We start from the raw sequence: 14,588 nt of genomic DNA, 5'->3' as shown, positions 1-14,588 counted from the left end.
AAGGGGCTTCAGCGCCGCCCGCCTCGGCAGGGCGCGCGCACGCGCTCGGGCGCGCTCGCATCGGCTCGCATCGGCCCGCATGCGCTCGTTCCGCCCTCGTTCCGCGCTCGTTCCGCGCTCGTTCCGGCGAGCGTCCGGCTTGCGTCGGGCCAGGGTACCGCCAGCGTACGGGTCGTATCCGACTTGCATCCGGCGGCGCGCGGCGCCATGCCCGCGCTCATGAAGACGCCGCGAGCGCTCGTGATCCTGGCCGAGGGCGCCGAGGAGATGGAAACGACGATCATCGTCGACGTCCTGCGCCGCGCCGAGGTCGAGGTCGTCCTCGCCGGGCTCGATGGCCCGGGTCCGGTGCGCTGCAGCCGCGGGGTGCGCCTCGTGCCGGACGTGGATCTCTCGGCGGTGACGGGCGACTTCGACGTGGTGGTCCTCCCGGGCGGCAAGGGCGGGGCCGACCGGCTGGCCGGCGCGCCGGCCGTCGGGGAGCGCCTTCACGCGCAGGCGCAGGCTGGCCGGCTCGTCGCGGCGATCTGCGCCGCGCCGATCGCGCTGGCGTCGCACGGGCTCTTCCAGGGTCGGAGGATGACGTGCCACCCGTCCGTGAACGACGTTGTGTCGGCGCACGGCGCGCTCGTCGCGAGGCCGGTCGTCGAGGACGGGCAGCTCGTCACGAGCCAGGGGCCGGGCACCGCGATGGCGTTCGCGCTCGCGCTCGTCGCGCGGCTCCGCGGCGAGGAAATCGCGGCGAAGGTGCGGGCGCCGATGATGCTGCCGGCCTGAGCGAGATCGCCGCTCGGCCGGCCGAAGCTCGGGGTCGCGTGTCTCGTGGCGCGGGCCTGGCGAGCGCGGGCAGCGCTCGGCCGATCGTATTTCCGGCTCGCGCCCTCGGGAGGGCGGCTCCAGCGACCGCGATCCGGGGTCTCGAGGCCGCGCGGCGGGGTCGGTGGCGGTCACGAGGACCCGGGTCTTCGTTCGCGAGAGCCCCTCGGCGGCTCACGAGACCCGGGTCTTCGTTCGCGAGAGCCCCTCGGCGGCTCACGAGACCCGGGTCTTCGTTCACGAGACCCCCTCGGCGGCTCACGAGACCTCTCCCGAACGTGTCATGTCCGTGTGACGGTTCTAGGCAATCAAGGAAATTGTATTTACTTTCCGCATCCACGGAGGGAGTTCGATATGAAGCTTATTTCCAAGAGCGCGATCGTTACCGGGGGTGGTCAGGGGATCGGTCTCGGGATCGCGAAAGACCTCATGAGTCGCGGCAGCAACGTGCTGCTCTTCGGCCGGACGGCGGCCAAGGTCGAGGCGGCGGCCGAGGAGCTGAACCGCGCGGCCGACGGCGCGGCGCGCGCGCTGCCCTTCCTGGGCGACGCGTCCCGCGCCGAGGACGTATCGCGCGCCGTCGAGGCGGCGACGTCGGCGTTCGGATTACCGGGGATCCTCGTGAACAACGCGGGGATCGCCACGCTCGCGCTCCTGACGGACCTGCCGGAGGAGGACTTCGACCGCGTCCTCGACGTCAACCTGAAGGGCCCTTTCCTCTTCATGAAGGCGGTGGCCCGCGGCCTCATCGCCGCGAAACAGCCGGGCGCCTTCGTCAACATCACCTCCATCAACCAGGTCCTGGCGACCGACGGCCTGTCGCACTACTGCGCCTCGAAGGCGGCCCTCGCGCAGCTCACCAAGGTGGCCGCGTCCGAGCTCGGGCGCCACGGCATCCGGGTGAACGTGGTGGCGCCGGGGCTCATCCGGACCCCGCTCGTCGACGAGATCGGGCTCACGGCGGGGCTCAGCGCAGAGAGGTTCCTCGAGCGCACGCCGCTCGGGCGGATCGGGGAGACGGCCGACGTGGCGCCCGTGGTCTCGTTCCTCTGCAGCGAGGAGTCGCGCTGGATCACCGGCGATACGGTCTTCGTCGACGGCGGGAACAACATGCGCGGCCTGCACAGCTACTGGGACACGTTGCAAGCCAGCCGCTGAGGGCGGAGCGTGTCTGAAGGCCGAGGGCTCCCGGCCGGCGCCCTGCGCCGCCCCTCGGGGACGCGGACGAAGCCATTCGCCCTCCAGCGAGGCTATGCGCCCTCGTCCCAGAGCGGCGCGAGATCGAGCTCGATCGCGTCGAACGGCTCGGCCCGCACCTCCACGTTTCCGTGGAACGTGTCGACGAGCAGCCACTTCCCCCCGAGCAGCCGGAAGACCTCGAGGGTCCGCAGCTCTGGATCGGCGAGCCACAGATGGCTCACGCCGCTCGCGGCGTAGAGCGGCATCTTCTCGCTGCGATCGGTCGCGGCCGTGCTGTCGCCGGAGAGCACCTCGCAGATCCAGTCCGGGATGACCGTGAGAGGCCCTTTCCTGGGCGCCGCGAAGCGCGTGCGGTGCCATCCGGCGAGGTCGGGCACGCGAATGTCGCCGCCAAAATCGATGCGCGGCTCGACACGGAAGACCCAGCCCCCGGGGCCGCCGTCTTTCCCGAACCGGAAGGGCCCCCCGAGCAGGCTTGTCAGGTTCGACTGCGCGGCCGAGTGAGGATCGTTCGGCCGCGGGTGCATCACGAGCTCACCGCCGATGATCTCGCCGACGTAGTCCTCGGGCACGGCGTCGAGATCCTCCCACGTCTTCGGCAGATCCCTTGCGGCTTCGGCCATGGCGCCAGCATAGCCCAGCGGAACGGGAGAGGCGGCCAGGCGCCCGCGGCGACGTGGAGCACCGGTGCATCGTGAGACCGCCCCGGAGCGCGCCAGGCGAGGGTGGCTCAGGGCCGCTCCTGCAGCCCCTCGCGATCGCCAGGGTTGGGCCGAGCCGCCCGGCCGGCGCCCCTCCGGCGCCCTCGTTTGCCAGATCACCGCCGCCCGCGGATGGCCTTATACTCCGCCGCGTGCTGCCGCTGCTCGCTCTGACCGTCATCGTCGTGCTGTGCCTTGGCTACCGCTTCTACGGGAGGGTCGTCGCGCGCAACTACGCGCTCGACGACGGCGTCGTGACGCCCGCGGTCAAGGTGAACGACGGCGAGGACTACGTCCCCACGAAGCCGTTCTACCTCTTCGGGCAGCACTTCAGCGCCATCGCCGCCGCCGGGCCGATCGCGGGCCCGATCCTCGCCGGCCAGGCGTTCGGGTGGCTCCCGTGCATCCTCTGGATCGCGCTCGGCGTCGTGTTCATCGGCGCGGTGCACGACTTCTCCGCGCTCATCGCGAGCGTCCGCCACGAGGCCGAGAGCGTCGCCGAGATCGCGAAGCGGCACATCGGCCGGCGCGCCTGGCTGTCGATGATGATCTTCATCTGGCTCGCGCTCTCCTACGTGATCGTCGCGTTCACGGACATCACGGCGAGCACCTTCGTCGGCAAGACCGAGGAGTTCGAGGGCGGCTCGTTCCAGTTCAACCCCGGCGGCGCCGTCGCCGCGGCGAGCGCCGCCTACCTCGGCCTCTCCATCGTGATGGGCGTGGTCGAGCGGTACCTCAAGCCGAAGCTGTGGCTCACCACGCTCATCTTCGTGCCCGCGACCCTCGGCGTCGTCTGGCTCGGCACGAAGATCTCGACCGCGTTCGTGCTGCCGCTCGACAACCCGCAGCGCGCGTTCGGCCTCATCATCCTCGTCTATTGCCTCATCGCCTCCCTCCTGCCGGTCTGGCTGCTCCTCCAGCCGCGCGGCTACCTGGGCGGGTTCGTCCTCTACATCGCGCTCGCGGTCGGCGTGATCGGGATCTTCTTTGGAAACCTCCGTTATCCGGGGGAGTTCGAGCTGCGGCAGCCCGCGTTCACCACGTTCAACGCCGGCGGCGCGACGGGCATGCTCTTCCCGTTCCTGTTCGTCACCATCGCCTGCGGCGCCTGCTCCGGCTTCCACGGGCTCGTCTGCTCGGGGACGACGTCGAAGCAGATCTCGAAGGAGTCGCACACCCACTCGGTGGGCTACGGCGCGATGCTGGCCGAGGCGTTCGTCGCGCTGATCGCGCTCGCGACGCTCGTCATCGTGGCGCAGGGGACGAAGCTGCCCGGGCCGGGCAAGATCTACGGCGACGGGATCGGCAAGTTCCTTACCGTGATCATCGGCAAGGAGCACTTCCTGTTCGCCGCGACGTTCGGCGCCATGGCGTTCTCCACCTTCGTGTTCGACACGCTCGACGTCTCGACGCGCCTCGCCCGCTACATCCTCCAGGAGCTGTTCAGCTGGAAGGGGCGCGTGGCGTCGGCGGCCGCGACCGCGATCTCGCTGGCGCCGCCCACGCTGTTCATCATGACCGCGCGCCCGCCCGCGCCCGGCGTTCGGCCCGCGTACCTCGACTTCTGGACGCTGTTCGGCACGAGCAACCAGCTGCTCGCGGCGCTGACGCTCCTCGCGGTCACCGTCTGGCTGCACCGCGAGAAGCGGCGCATCTGGTACACGGCGATCCCGATGGTGTTCGTCATGACGATCACGGTGTGGGCCCTCATCCTCCAGGTGCGTACCGCGTTCGCCGCCGTGCGGACCGAGGGGCTCGCGCTGAACGCGACGACGATGAACGGCGTCGTGGGGCTCGCGCTGATCGGGCTCGCGGTGTCGCTGATGGTCGAGTCGGCGAAGGCGCTGAAGAACGGCCCGGCCACGGAGCCGGCGCCTGGGCCAGGAGCGGTGACGCGGTAGCGATCAACCGGCCGCCGCGCGCTCCTGCAGGCGCGCCTCGGCCAGCCGCTCGGCGGCGAGCTGCGGGGACACGCCGTCGCTCGCCGCCATCTCGAGGACCCGGAGGACGGTGTCGTGGATCGCGTGGACCCGCCGGTAGACCTCGGCGCTGGACCAGCCGAAGAGATCCGCGCCGCCGCTCAGCACGCCGCCTGCGTTGGCCACGACGTCGGGAACGTAGAGGACGCCCCGCGCGGCGAGCGCGTCGCCGTGGCGCGGCTCGAGGAGCTGGTTGTTGGCCGCGCCGGCGACGATCTCGGCCCTCAGCGCCTGCACGGCGCGGTCGTCGAGGACGCCGCCCAGCGCGCACGGGGCGAAGACGTCGGCCTGGACCGACGCGATCGCGTCCGGCGGGACGATCGTGGCGCCGAGCTCGGCCGCGACGTGGCGGGCGCGATCCGGGTCGACGTCCGCGACGAGGAGCCGCGCGCCGAGCCGGTGGAGCTCCGCCGCGAGCCGGCTGCCGACGCTGCCGCAGCCCTGGAGCGCGACGGTCCGGCCCGCGAGCTCGTCGCTGCCCCAGCGGTGGCGGGCGGCGGCCTGGATCGCGCGGAGCACGCCCCGCGCGGTCCACGGCGACGGGTCGCCCCCCTCGCTGGCGAGGCCCTTCACGTGGCGCGTCTCGCGCCGGATGAGCTCCATGTCCGCGGGGGTGGTGCCCACGTCCTCGCCCGTGATGAACCTGCCGCCGAGGCGCTCGATGAAGCGCCCGTGCGCGCGGAACAGCCTCTCCCGGTCGAGCGGCTCCGCGCCCCTGCGGAGGACGACCGCCTTGCCGCCGCCGACGTCCATCCCGGCGAGCGCGTTCTTGTAGGTCATGCCGCGCGACAGGCGCAGCGCGTCCACGAGCGCCTCCTCGTCGCTCGCGTACGCGAGGAGCCGCGTGCCGCCGAGCGCCGGGCCCAGCGCCGTGCTGTGGATCGCGATGATCGCGCGGTAGCCCGCGGGCTCGTCCGAGCAGAACAGCACCTGCTCGTGCCCCAGGGCGGCAAGGGTGTCGAACACGCTCTTCATGCCACGCCGAGCGTACCATTCCGCGGCGCCTGGGCCGGCGCGCTCGGTGGGCGGCCCGCGGCGCGGCGGCCCGGCGAGCCGGGACGCCCTGTCGGGCCGGGACGGCCAGGGGCGGCGGGGCCGTCCGCCCTCACAGGTCCGAAAAGCGCCAGAGCCGCGGCGCCACCCGCGCTACGACGCTCTGCATGCGGCTCGACGAGGACGCGTGTTACCGAGCGCTGGAGACCCGCGACCGTCGCTTCGACGGCCGCTTCTTCACGGGCGTGCGATCGACGGGCATCTACTGCCGCCCGATCTGCCCCGCGCGCACGCCGAAGCGGGAGCGCTGCGTGTTCTTCCCCTCGGCGGCCGCCGCGCAGGAGGCCGGCTTTCGCCCGTGCCTCCGCTGCCGCCCCGAGGCCTCGCCCGGCACACCCGCGTGGCTGGGCACGTCGGCGCTCGTCTCGCGCGCGCTCCGGCTCATCGCGGAGGGGGCGCTCGACGACGCGGACGCCCCGGCGCTCGCCGCGCGGCTCGGCGTGGGCGAGCGCCACCTGAGGCGGCTCTTCCTGCGGCACGTGGGCGCCTCGCCGCTCGCGGTGGCGCAGACGCGGCGCCTGCTCTTCGCGAAGAAGCTCCTCGACGAGACCGCGCTCTCGATGACCGAGGTGGCGCTCTCGGCTGGGTTCTCGAGCGTCCGGCGCTTCAACGACGCGATCCGCGAGACCTACGCGCGCACGCCGCGCGAGCTGCGAAAGGCCGTAGCGAAGCGGGGTGGGGGAGCGGCGGGCGGCGCGCCCGACATCGCGCTCCGCCTCCCGTTCCGCCCGCCGCTCGACTGGGGCGCGCTCGCGGGCTTCCTCGGGGCGCGCGCGATCCCCGGCGTGGAGTCGGCGGGCCCCGGCGTGTACCGCCGCACGGTGCGCGTCGCCGGCGGGCACGGCGTCATCGAGGTGCGCCCCGAGCCCGGCGAGCCGTACCTCCTCGCGCGGCTGAGGCTGCCCGGCACCGAGGGGCTGATCCACTGCGCGGAGCGGCTCCGGCGGCTCTTCGACCTCGGCGCCGATCCCGACGCGATCGCCGCGCACCTCGGGGCCGATCCGCGGCTCGCCCCGCGGGTCGCGGCGATGCCGGGCGTGCGCGTGCCCGGCGCGTGGGACGGCTTCGAGCTCGCGGTGCGGGCGATCCTGGGCCAGCAGGTCAGCGTCCGCGCCGCGACGCAGCTCGCGGGCCGCCTCGTCGAGCGGCACGGGGAGCCGCTCGCGGTGCGCGGCGGCCTGCCCGAGGGCGCCGAGGGGCTCCGCTTCGTCTTCCCGACGCCCGAGGCGCTCGCCGCGGCCGATCTGACGGATCTCGGCCTGCCGCGCGCGCGCGCCGCGACGATCACCGCGCTCGCCGCGCGCGTCGCCCGTGGCGAGGTCGCGCTCGACGCCTCGCGCGGCCTGGAGGAGACGGTGCGCGCGCTCTGCGAGGTGCCGGGCGTCGGCGCGTGGACCGCGCACTACATCGCGATGCGCGCGCTGCGCGAGCCGGACGCGTTCCCGGCCACGGATCTGGGCCTGCGGCGCGCGCTCGGCGGCGTCTCTGGCGCAGATCTCGCGGCGATGGCCGAGGCGTGGCGCCCGTGGCGCGCCTACGCAGCGGTGTTGTTGTGGACGGCGGACGCGCAGGGAGCGCGGCCCGCAGAGAAGGAGATATCGGATGGATCTCTCGCTGGATGAGGTGGAGTCGCCCATCGGCGTCATTCTCCTGGCCGTCGGGGGGGGCGCGATTCACGGCCTGGATTTCGCGGACTACGGATCGCGCCTCCGCGGGTCGCTGGAGGCGCGTTATGGCGCCGTCGCGCTCCACGGCGCCGCGGATCCCTGCGGCTTCTCCAGCCGGATGAGGGCCTATCTAGGCGGCGATCTCGCCGCGCTCTCCGACGTCCCCGTCGAGCCCGGCGGCACCGGCTTCCAGCGCCGCGTGTGGGCGGAGGTCCGGCGCATCCCGCCTGGCGCGACGCGCGCTTACGGGGAGGTCGCGGCGTCGCTCGGCCAGCCGTCGGCGTCGCGCGCTGTCGGCCTGGCGAACGGCCGGAATCCGGTCTGTCTGATCATCCCGTGCCACCGGGTCATCGGGGCCGGCGGAGAGCTCACGGGGTATGCCGGCGGCCTGGAGAGGAAGCGGTGGCTGCTCGCGCACGAAGGCGCCTGCTTCCTCGCTCCGCGCAGCGCCGCGATCGTCGGATAGTCGCTTCCTCGACGGCGCCCGGGATCCGAAGTCCATCCAGCTGGTCAAGACTCGCTCAATGGGGAAATCGGCGCCGCCGAGGCTTCGGGTCACAGGAGAGCACCCTACCGACGCTTTCGTCGCAAGCTCGCAAGGAGATAGAGGCGCCGCGCGAGCGGACGCCGAGGCTGCACAGCAGCGGCGACGGCCACGGGCAGGCGTCGAGCCATGATCACCCAGGGCACCAACTGGGCGCGCAGAGGGGCGCTGGGGCTGCACAGTGGAGCCACGCGATCGCACGATAGGACGCCCAAATGGGTGCGCAGGAGGGCTGCCGGGGCCGCGCGGGAGCCACGCGATCGCACGATAGGAACTCCAAATGGGTGCGCAGGAGGGTTGCCGGGGCCGCGCAGGAGCCACACGATCGTGCGATAGAACACCAAAGTGGGTGCGCAGGAGGGTCGAGGGGGCTGCGCAGGCGAGCGCCGAGGCTGCGCAGCAGGGCTGCCGGGGCTGCGCTGCAGGACCGCCGAGGCTGCGCAGGAGGGAGCCGATGCCGCGCAGGAGGGTCGCCGGGCCTGCGCAGGAGGGTCGCGGGAGCTGCGCAGTGTACGAGCGGAGCCCTGGTAACACTTCTGACCGGGAGCTGCGGTGACACTTCCTTGAGCTATGGGCCCCTGCTCCGGGAGGACTGGAAACAGCGACCGGATCCTCGTCGACAGGACACGCTCGCCGCACTTTCTCGGACCGCCAGGATCTACACACGAGCCGCTCCCCGCGGTACGCGGCGAGACGCGCGGGGAGATCGAGGTCGGACGTCGAGCCTCTGCAGGGCTAGCGCAGCGATCACGTTGGAGTTCCGAGAATCAACAGAAGGGAAGAGCAACCGCAAGGGCGCGAGGGGCGCAAGGGGAAGGCAAGAAAATATCTCATCTCTGGTCCCTTGCGCCCCTTGCGCCCTTGCGGTTGCTCTCTTTCCCGCATTCGTTGTGCTTGGAGCTTGCTTCCTGGAAGGTCGGGTAGGGCTCGCCACCCATTGAATTCAGGGAAGTTTCAACCTGTCCGGCGCTCTAGCAGATCCGCGGCGCGGCGCGGCGCGGCGGGGCGGCTACACTGAGCGGCCCGTGGACTCCGTGATGGACCGCATCGAGGTGATGGTCGCCTGGCTCCGGCAGCGCCGGTGGGCGCACCTCGCCGTGGTGAACCTGCGCATCCTGATCGGCTTCGCGTTCCTGCCGGCGGGGCTGAAGAAGATCCTCGGCGAGCCGTTCACGGACCCGGGGAATCGCGGCCCGTTCCACGAGTTCTTGCACGCGTTCCACGCGACCGGGCACTTCTACACGTTCGTGGGCGTGGTCCAGCTGGTGGCCGCGACGCTGCTCATGACGCAGCGGTTCGCGACGGCCGGCGCATTCATGGCGCTGCCGGTGACAGGCGCGATCCTGGCGTTCTGCTGGAGCACGGCGGTCGTCCCGACGGCGATGGTCGTCACGCTGATGTTCGCGGGCCTGGTCGGGCTGGCGCTGTGGGACGTCGAGCGGTGGCGCGGCGTCCTCGACGCGCCGGACGCCACGCCGCGGGCCGCGCGTGCCTCGTCGCCCGCACCGATCGACCTGCGGCTGTGGAGCCTGTGCGGGGCGGCCATCCTGGTGGCGTACCTCGCGACGTGTCTGCTCGGCGGCGGCATCTACCGGCCGCGCGGGCCCGCGCTCGATGAGCCGGGGTTTTACGTGCTGATGGCGCTGCCGCTGTTCCCGATCGTGACCGCGCTCATCGATCGTCGCCGGCGCGCGGGGCGCTGACGCCCCGGTCAGGGCTTCGGTCGAGCCAGGAGCTCCGACAGAAGCTTGTCGCCCTCAGCGCCGCGTCATCGGCGCGCGCAGCCGCTTCGGCACGGCGCGGCCCGCGAGGAAGATGTCGCGGAGCCAGCGGCACCCCTCGTCTTCATCCACGCGCTTCGACCACACCGCGCAGATGGGCGTGCTGGGAAGCTCGATCGGCGGCGGGCGCAGCGCCACGCCGTGCAGCGCCTGCGCGCGCAGGGCGACGCTGGTGGCGATGGTGCAGATCGCGTCGGACTCGAGCACCGCGAGCGGCGCAGTCGCGAAATGCGGCACGCGCACCGCGACGTTGCGACGGGCGCCGACGCGCTCCAGCGCGCGGTCGACGGCGCCGTCCATCCGGCCCTCGACGGTCACCACCACGTGCGGGTACGAGAGGTATGCGTCGAGCGTGAGCGAGCGGCGCCGGGCGGCGGGGTGATCGCGGCGCAGCATCACCGTGAACGGGTCGTGGAACAGCTCCGCGCGGCAGAGCCCGGGCTGGCGCGCGATGGAGGCGTCGCCCACGAGCGCCACGTCGATCTCGCCGGCCTCGAGCGCCGGCACGCTCGCGCTCGTGAAGCGCTCGATCCACAGCCCGGCGCCGGGCGCGTGCGCACGCAGGTACGCAAGGAGATCCCCTAGCATCACGAACTCGAAGTAGTCGAGCGTCGCGATGCGGAAGGTCCGCTGGGTGTCAGCGGGCGAAAAGGCCCGCGCAGGCGCGACGGCGCGCGCGAGCGCGTCGAGCGCCGCGGACACGCCCTCGCGCATCCGCGCGGCGCGCGGGGTCGGCACCAGACTGCGGCCCGAGGGGACGAGCAGCGGGTCGCCCAGCACCTCGCGCAGCTTGGCCAACGAGTGGCTCATCGCCGACTGCGACACGTGGGTCTTGCGAGCAGCAGCGCTCACGCTCCGCGTTTCGAGCAGCGCTTCGAGCGCGGGGAGCAGGTTGAGGTTGATCCGGCGGATATCGAAATCGCTCATGGCTGGTATGACCAAGCTTCAGTTTTCATCATACATCGTCGCGTCCATCCTCGGGGCATGAGCTACGACGAGAGGGCGAGAGGAGCAGAGATCCTGGTCACGGGCGCGACGGGGTTCGTCGGCCGCTGGTTGCTCGCCGCGCTGACGCGGCGGGGGCGATCGGTCGCGGCGCTGGTGCGCGGCGCTCGCGAAAGAGAGGCGGAGCTCTCGCGCTTCGTCGCGCGCCTCGGCGGGGACGCGGGCCGCCTCACGGTCGTCGAGGGGGACGTCGAGGCGCCGGGGCTTGGCCTCTCGCAGGAGCTCCCCGCGGTGCGCGTCGTCTACCACCTGGCCGCGCGCTTCGCCTTCGGGCTCGGCGCGGAGGACGCGCGGCGTGCCAACGTCGACGGCACGCGTCACGCGCTGGCCTGGGCCGCGCGAAGGCCCGCGCTCGCGCGCTTCGTGTTCCTCGGCGGCTACCGCATGTCCCGCGTCGACCCCGCCGCGCTGGACGAGGAGGCGCTCCGCGCGGCGTACGCCTCGGGTGCGTACGAGGGATCGAAATTCGAGGCGCACGCCGCCTTCCGCGCCCGCGCGCGCGAGCTCGGCGTGCCCTGGACCGCGGTGCACCCGAGCTCGGTGATCGGCGACTCGCGGACCGGCGAGACCGTGCAGCTCACCGGGCTCGGCGACACGGTGAAGCGCCTCTACGAGGGCGAGCTCCCCGCGCTCGCGGGCTCGCCCCGCACCTTCGTCCCGGTGGTGACCGTGGATTACCTCGCGGAGTACCTCGCCACCGTCCCCGAGTCCGACGCGACCGTGGGGCGGGATCTCGTCGTCTTCGATCCTGCGAGCCCGCCGCTCTTCGAGCTGCTCGCCCGCGTGGCGCAGCACCTCGGCGTCGCGCTGCCTCGCCGCGCCGTCCCCGTCTCGATCCTCCGCGCCCTGCCGTCGGCGCTGACCGGGGTTCACCGCGAGAGCCTGGGCTTCCTCTCCGAGGACCGTTACGACACCGCGGCGGGCGACGCGCACGCCGCGGCGATGAAGCTCCGCCACCCGCCGCTCGCGGCCGCGCTCGCGCGCTGGTGCGAGCACCTCGTGGCCACGCGCTTCCTCGAGCAGCCGCCCGTCCCCGCGGCGAGTCTTCGCGGCGGGATCTTCACCGCCGGCGATCCGAGCGGCGCCGACGTCGTCCTCCTGCATGGGTTGCCCTTCGACGCCGAGGCGATGGCGCCGCTCGCGCAAAGCCTCGATCGCGAGAGCGCGCGGATCGATCTGCCAGGCCTCGGCCGCTCGGGTCCGTCGCGCAGCCTCGATCGCGCTTGGCTCGGCGAGATCCTCGGCCCGCGCCGCGCGCCCGCGGTGCTCGTGGGGCACTCGCTCGGCGCGGGCGTCGCGGTCGAGCACGCGGCCGCGCACCCGCGCGACGTCTCGGCGCTGGTGCTGATCGCGCCGGCCTTCCTCACCGCGCCGGCGCCTCTTTTCCTGCGTTTCCCCCGGATCGTCGCGCTCGCGCTCGCGCGCCTCGGGCCCGCCGAGATCGAACGCCGCCTCGTGTCGGGGGGAGATCCGTCGCCTGCCGCGATCGCCGCGCGCGCGGCGCTCTCGCGCCGGGGAGGCGCGCTCCGCGTCGCGCGGGCGCTCGCCGCGGCGACCGCGGAGCGACGCCGAGCCGCGCTGCGCGGCGCGATCGGCGCGATCGCGGCGCGCGGCCTCCCGATGCTGATCGTGCACGCCGCGCGCGAGCCGCTCGTGGTCGACGTCCCGGGCGCCGAGATCGTCTGCATCGAGGGCGCGGGGCACAACCCGCACCTCACGCACACGGCCGAGGTCGCCGCGGCGGTGAACCGCTTCCTCGCGAAGGTGGGGACCGCCAAGCACGCTTCGACCGACGGCGCGGATCCTCTCGGCCACGCCCCGCTCGACCCTCGCGCCGTGTGACACGATCACCGGCGCGAGATCCGGTGTGCCCGCGGTTTACGACCCCACGTTCGCCTACCGAACGTTTTTCGTGCCGGGCATGGATCTGCGCCTGCGCTCGGTCCGCCTCTCGGGCTCCGGCTGGTTTGCCCTGAACGACGACAATGCGCGCTTCCGCGCCGAGGCCGCGTATCGCGAGCAGCTCATGCGCGAACGACGCTGGTCTTCACCCTGTAAGCGCGCGGCCGTCGTGCGGTGTCCGTCCACGCAGGCGGACAGCCACACGTCTGCCCACGGACAGCCAGACGTCTGGCCACGTCGGCTCGCACGCGGCCTGATGGACGCCGGGCCCTACCCGGAATAGATCCATATGAGAATTTCGATGACCGCGCCGCCCCGCCACCCCGTCACCGCCGACCAGCTCCGCCCGGGAGACCCCTACGAGCTGTCGGAGGGCCGGGTAGTCGAGTGCCTGCCCAGCGGTCGCCGCGGCGGCCGGCGCAACGGCACCGGGTTCGGCGTGCTGGACAGCGATCCGCTCGCCGAGGCCGCCGCCGTCGATCTCGGCGTCTCGCCGCAGCCGGAGATGCTGCGCGCCCCCGACATCGCCGTGGGCCCTATCCCGGACGAGCCCGGCTGGGCTACCGAAGCGCCGCCGCTCGCCGTCGAGTACGCGGACACCGGCCAGGACGAGGTGGAGCTGCAGAACAAGATAGACGAGCTCTTGGCGGCCGGCACGCGCTGGATCTGGGTGGTGCGCCTTCAAGGCGCACGTCGCGTCGAGGTCTATGATGCCTCCATCTCGGCCAGGCAGAAGGCGCCGGAGCGCAGGTCGCAGGCGAGCGCCCGCGCGCAGACGCCCCGGCGCCTGCCGGCGCGGGTCGCCTTGCCGGGCGAGGCGCTGCTCGCGCCGGGCGTGCTGAAGAACCCGGTGCTCGTCGAGGCGCTCTACGACCGCGAGGCCGCGCACGAGGCGACCCTGCGCAACCTGCTCCAGCGCAGGGGTTATGAAGACATCGAGGCGGTCCGGGAAGAAGGCAGGAAAGAAGGCAGAAACGAGGGCAGGAAAGCAGGCAGAAACGAGGGCAGGAAAGAAGGCAGAAACGAGGGCAGGAAAGAAGGGCACATTCAGGGACTGCGGATCGCGGTGCGGGATCTTTGCGAGGTGCTCGGCATCGCCCTGTCACCGGAACGCGAGGCGACCCTCGAGGCCATGGCCGGACCGGAGCTCTCCACCCTGCGCGAGCAGCTCAAGCGCGAACGACGTTGGCCTTGACCCTGGTAGCGCGCGGCCGCTGTGCGGGGTCCGTCGACACCTGCCGACGGGCCAACCCATCTGCTGACGGCGATGGGGGGCTCACCAGGTCGTGATGAACGTGCAGGATCTGGCGCCGCGCAGGCGCGTAGATTGGCTCTCGTCGAGCACCGCGTCGAGCGTCGGCTCGAATTTGCGGCCGCAGCCGACGATGACGCCGCGGTCGTTCTCGCTCGGGTAGGGGGTGTCGCACACCACGTCGATACGACGCTTGCCCACGCGCGCGCAGCGGAAGTGGCCGATGCCCTCGGCCATCGCGCCCGTCTGGACATCGACCATGGGCGCCCCGTCCAGGCGATGGTTCATGTGATAAGCGACATCGATGAAGCGGAACGCGGCCTCGACGTCCTTGATCTCCTCGGGCCACAGGGCGTTGTCGGGGATGTATCTGCCGATCTGGAACATGGTCTGCGGCCCGATCTCGCGGAGCACGTCCCTGTACACGTCGAGGCAGGCCTGCTGGGGGTACCAGGCATTGACGTCGATCTCCCGGATCCCGTGCCTGGCCAGGATTTTGAGCGCCAGGCCAGAATACGAGCCCGTCGCCATGGTCAGGCCGACGATGGCCTGGCCGCGCACCTCGATACCATCTCGTATTGCCTTGAACGCTTGCATGAGCCCCTCTGTCGACAAGGCGGTACGGGCGCGAGCCGCGCGGCCGCACGATGATGGTAACAACACCTGCCCAGCCTCGTCGAGGCCGCGT

Annotated in this window: 13 protein-coding genes; 9 read left to right on the top strand and 4 right to left on the bottom strand. The window is 72.4% G+C overall.

Going from position 1 to position 14,588, the window contains the following annotated elements; genetic code table 11:
- Positions 1–219: 219 nt before the first annotated feature.
- Positions 220–777 carry a DJ-1 family glyoxalase III gene (locus WME90_RS32490; RefSeq protein WP_437275922.1) on the top strand — a complete coding sequence of 186 codons (558 nt, stop codon included), beginning with the start codon at positions 220–222 and terminating at the stop codon, positions 775–777.
- A gap of 393 nt (positions 778–1,170) precedes the next feature.
- On the top strand, positions 1,171–1,974 hold the full coding sequence (locus tag WME90_RS32485; RefSeq protein ID WP_437275921.1) for an SDR family NAD(P)-dependent oxidoreductase: 804 nt from the start codon (positions 1,171–1,173) through the stop codon (positions 1,972–1,974).
- A gap of 92 nt (positions 1,975–2,066) precedes the next feature.
- Here the strand turns inward: WME90_RS32485 and WME90_RS32480 are convergent, their stop codons facing one another.
- Positions 2,067–2,639 (bottom strand): Uma2 family endonuclease, encoded by a 573-nt coding sequence (locus tag WME90_RS32480; protein WP_437275920.1) that lies wholly within the window; start codon positions 2,637–2,639, stop codon positions 2,067–2,069.
- A gap of 230 nt (positions 2,640–2,869) precedes the next feature.
- Between WME90_RS32480 and WME90_RS32475 the strand changes: the two genes are divergently transcribed.
- Positions 2,870–4,618 carry a carbon starvation CstA family protein gene (locus WME90_RS32475; RefSeq protein ID WP_437275919.1) on the top strand — a complete coding sequence of 583 codons (1,749 nt, stop codon included), beginning with the start codon at positions 2,870–2,872 and terminating at the stop codon, positions 4,616–4,618.
- A gap of 3 nt (positions 4,619–4,621) precedes the next feature.
- Here the strand turns inward: WME90_RS32475 and WME90_RS32470 are convergent, their stop codons facing one another.
- Positions 4,622–5,671, bottom strand: coding sequence for a Glu/Leu/Phe/Val dehydrogenase dimerization domain-containing protein (locus tag WME90_RS32470; protein ID WP_437275918.1), 1,050 nt, complete (start codon positions 5,669–5,671; stop codon positions 4,622–4,624).
- A 185-nt stretch (positions 5,672–5,856) separates the two neighbouring features.
- Here WME90_RS32470 and WME90_RS32465 point away from each other — a divergent pair, with 185 nt between their 5' ends.
- The 3 genes from WME90_RS32465 (at position 5,857) to WME90_RS32455 (ending at position 9,663) form a co-directional block, all read left to right on the top strand.
- On the top strand, positions 5,857–7,371 hold the full coding sequence (locus tag WME90_RS32465; protein ID WP_437275917.1) for an AlkA N-terminal domain-containing protein: 1,515 nt from the start codon (positions 5,857–5,859) through the stop codon (positions 7,369–7,371).
- Complete coding sequence (locus tag WME90_RS32460) at positions 7,352–7,882, top strand: methylated-DNA--[protein]-cysteine S-methyltransferase (RefSeq protein WP_437275916.1); 531 nt, start codon at positions 7,352–7,354, stop codon at positions 7,880–7,882. The genes WME90_RS32465 and WME90_RS32460 overlap by 20 nt, the downstream gene beginning before the upstream one ends.
- A gap of 1,103 nt (positions 7,883–8,985) precedes the next feature.
- A complete protein-coding gene (locus WME90_RS32455) occupies positions 8,986–9,663 on the top strand; it encodes a hypothetical protein (protein ID WP_437275915.1) in 678 nt (225 codons plus the stop codon).
- Positions 9,664–9,717: 54 nt separating this feature from the next.
- Here WME90_RS32455 and WME90_RS32450 read toward each other — a convergent pair whose 3' ends face one another.
- Positions 9,718–10,668, bottom strand: coding sequence for a LysR family transcriptional regulator (locus WME90_RS32450; protein WP_437275914.1), 951 nt, complete (start codon positions 10,666–10,668; stop codon positions 9,718–9,720).
- A gap of 57 nt (positions 10,669–10,725) precedes the next feature.
- On the opposite strand from WME90_RS32450, the gene WME90_RS32445 reads away from it, so the two are divergent.
- The 3 genes from WME90_RS32445 to WME90_RS32435 all read left to right on the top strand — a co-directional run bounded on the left by WME90_RS32445 (position 10,726) and on the right by WME90_RS32435 (position 13,843).
- Entirely contained in the window at positions 10,726–12,588 is a 1,863-nt protein-coding gene (locus tag WME90_RS32445) for an alpha/beta fold hydrolase (protein WP_437275913.1), read from the top strand.
- Between the two features lie 79 nt (positions 12,589–12,667).
- Positions 12,668–12,931: a hypothetical protein gene (locus WME90_RS32440; protein ID WP_437275912.1), complete on the top strand. Its 264-nt coding sequence runs from the start codon at positions 12,668–12,670 to the stop codon at positions 12,929–12,931.
- Positions 12,932–12,949: 18 nt separating this feature from the next.
- Positions 12,950–13,843, top strand: coding sequence for a Uma2 family endonuclease (locus WME90_RS32435; protein WP_437275911.1), 894 nt, complete (start codon positions 12,950–12,952; stop codon positions 13,841–13,843).
- Between the two features lie 81 nt (positions 13,844–13,924).
- On the opposite strand, the gene WME90_RS32430 is transcribed toward WME90_RS32435, so the two are convergent.
- On the bottom strand, positions 13,925–14,497 hold the full coding sequence (locus WME90_RS32430) for a hypothetical protein (protein WP_437275910.1): 573 nt from the start codon (positions 14,495–14,497) through the stop codon (positions 13,925–13,927).
- Positions 14,498–14,588: the final 91 nt, after the last annotated feature.

The sequence above is a fragment of the Sorangium sp. So ce375 genome (assembly GCF_051473855.1).
Lineage (GTDB): Bacteria > Myxococcota_A > Polyangia > Polyangiales > Polyangiaceae > Sorangium.
Note: the sequence above shows the minus strand (reverse complement) of the source record. Positions and strands in the feature narration are given on the sequence as shown.

What these genes read in the sequence shown, in the direction of transcription:
- WME90_RS32490 (WP_437275922.1), top strand. Translation starts at nt 220, where the DNA reads ATGAAGACGCCGCGAGCGCTCGTGATCCTGGCCGAGGGCGCCGAGGAG.
- WME90_RS32485 (WP_437275921.1), top strand. Translation starts at nt 1,171, where the DNA reads ATGAAGCTTATTTCCAAGAGCGCGATCGTTACCGGGGGTGGTCAGGGG.
- WME90_RS32480 (WP_437275920.1), bottom strand. Translation starts at nt 2,639, where the DNA reads ATGGCCGAAGCCGCAAGGGATCTGCCGAAGACGTGGGAGGATCTCGAC.
- WME90_RS32470 (WP_437275918.1), bottom strand. Translation starts at nt 5,671, where the DNA reads ATGAAGAGCGTGTTCGACACCCTTGCCGCCCTGGGGCACGAGCAGGTG.
- WME90_RS32465 (WP_437275917.1), top strand. Translation starts at nt 5,857, where the DNA reads ATGCGGCTCGACGAGGACGCGTGTTACCGAGCGCTGGAGACCCGCGAC.
- WME90_RS32460 (WP_437275916.1), top strand. Translation starts at nt 7,352, where the DNA reads ATGGATCTCTCGCTGGATGAGGTGGAGTCGCCCATCGGCGTCATTCTC.
- WME90_RS32450 (WP_437275914.1), bottom strand. Translation starts at nt 10,668, where the DNA reads ATGAGCGATTTCGATATCCGCCGGATCAACCTCAACCTGCTCCCCGCG.
- WME90_RS32445 (WP_437275913.1), top strand. Translation starts at nt 10,726, where the DNA reads ATGAGCTACGACGAGAGGGCGAGAGGAGCAGAGATCCTGGTCACGGGC.
- WME90_RS32440 (WP_437275912.1), top strand. Translation starts at nt 12,668, where the DNA reads ATGGATCTGCGCCTGCGCTCGGTCCGCCTCTCGGGCTCCGGCTGGTTT.
- WME90_RS32435 (WP_437275911.1), top strand. Translation starts at nt 12,950, where the DNA reads ATGACCGCGCCGCCCCGCCACCCCGTCACCGCCGACCAGCTCCGCCCG.
- WME90_RS32430 (WP_437275910.1), bottom strand. Translation starts at nt 14,497, where the DNA reads ATGCAAGCGTTCAAGGCAATACGAGATGGTATCGAGGTGCGCGGCCAG.